Origin of the sequence: Rhodoplanes sp. SY1, assembly GCF_046000175.1 — a bacterium.
In the GTDB taxonomy this organism is placed as follows: Bacteria; Pseudomonadota; Alphaproteobacteria; order Rhizobiales; family Xanthobacteraceae; genus Rhodoplanes.
Map to the genome: position 1 here is coordinate 1 of NZ_JBEOMB010000316.1, position 508 is coordinate 508.

A 508-nucleotide genomic window follows, 5' to 3' on the forward strand; every position below is an offset into this window, starting at 1 on the left:
CACCCTCCGTCTGCTTCGCCGACAGCACCGACCGCGTGCAACCTCTCGAAAGCTTATGACCACCCCCCGCGCGGGCCTTGATTTGCGTCAACCAGCCGGTGCGGCTGCGCGCCGAGCGAGAGGCGGAGCTGCCGACGCGGGGATTGACGGCGTCTCGGCGCTGCCGCCACCCTCGCGGCTCTCGACGCGCGACATCCCCCGACAGCACACACGGGCGGCGCCGGCCGCCGGAGGCGAGGCATGAGGAACACCTATCGGGTCGCCGTGATTCCGGGCGACGGCATCGGCAAGGAGGTTGTGCCGGAGGGCGTCCGCGTCCTCGAGAAGGTCGCCAAGCGGCACGGCTTCGGGCTTCAGCTCGACTGGTTCGACTTCTCTTCGTGCGACTACTATCTCAAGTACGGCCGCATGATGCCGGAAGACTGGAAGCAGCAGGTCGGCGGCCACGACGCGATCTTCTTCGGCGCCGTCGGCTGGCCCAAGGCGGTGCCGGACCACGTCTCGCTGT

At 68.9% G+C, this 508-nt stretch carries 1 protein-coding gene; it reads left to right on the forward strand.

Translation table 11 applies throughout. The features are described 5' to 3' along the window. Nucleotides 1–240: 240 nt before the first annotated feature. A partial coding sequence (locus tag ABTU92_RS29345; protein WP_408095079.1) for an isocitrate/isopropylmalate family dehydrogenase occupies nt 241–508 on the forward strand: 268 nt, incomplete at its 3' end.